We start from the raw sequence: 1,003 nt of genomic DNA on the forward strand, positions 1-1,003 counted from the left end.
CACTACTGTCGTCCTCTGTATCCGTTGCATTACCAGAGAAAGGAATATTGAAGACGCTGGATGTTGAAGACACTGTGAAATCATTAACTTCTGGAGCTTCATTCACATGAACAGAATCAGACGACGTGTATTCCTGACCGTTCGCATGTGTAATAGAAACGCTAATAGTCAAATCACTACCTTCTGATGGCGTAGTGTAAGAACCAGTTACATGACCGTCTTCAATCTGCTGTTCTGTAAGAGTAATAGACTGAACTCCGGAAGGTAGCGTTACAAGCAGAACTGTACCCACTGCTGCACCGGCAGGAAGATCAACTCGGTAGCTTACAGATGACTCAACTTCAGAACCGGCAAGAACACCGTCGTCATTCACATCGCTGGTAATGGTAACAGTAGGTTTCAGAAGCTCTTCAACTGTATAAGTCTCATCGCCAAACTCAAAGCGTTCAAACTCTCGGAATACGTTCGTATCATTTTCAGATGGCTCAAATACTACAACCTCGCCAGCACTGTTAACACTGATCACATAGTTTTCAATGGAATCAGAGAAAATTGCCTTGTCATCGTGGGCACCGCCATCCGCGACAAAATAGTCATTGTCGTCATCGGAAACCATTTGTAGATCATCTCGACCTCCACCAAGAAGTACATAGTCATCAGAAGACTCCGTAACAGCTGGATCGAAACTACCATGGTAGTAATGAACGGTATCGGATGCCTCACTCACATTTCCAGCAGAATCCGTTTCCTTAGCAAACATGAATTCATTGTCGTTGATCGGCGTTACGCTAATACTAGAGATATCAAGAGTCCAACTCAAATCATCCTGGACGGTAGCAGTACCAATAGATACATAGTTACCGTCAGCATCTTTAGCAAATACCTCAATAGTATTACCGACTTCACTACCCGTACCATGCAGAGTCACATCAGAGTAGTCACTATTCGCTGAATCATCGGTGATGTTGGTGATGGTTGGTTTTCCTGGTGGAGTATCATCGAC

1 protein-coding gene is annotated in these 1,003 nt (G+C 44.1%); it reads right to left on the reverse strand.

All coding sequences use genetic code 11. The annotated features are described in order from the left end of the window. On the reverse strand, positions 1-1,003 hold a 1,003-nt coding region (locus tag RH89_RS29960; RefSeq protein WP_004403921.1), incomplete at both ends, for a hypothetical protein.

Origin of the sequence: Vibrio nigripulchritudo ATCC 27043 (genome assembly GCF_000222685.1) — a bacterium.
Classification (GTDB): domain Bacteria; phylum Pseudomonadota; class Gammaproteobacteria; order Enterobacterales; family Vibrionaceae; genus Vibrio; species Vibrio nigripulchritudo.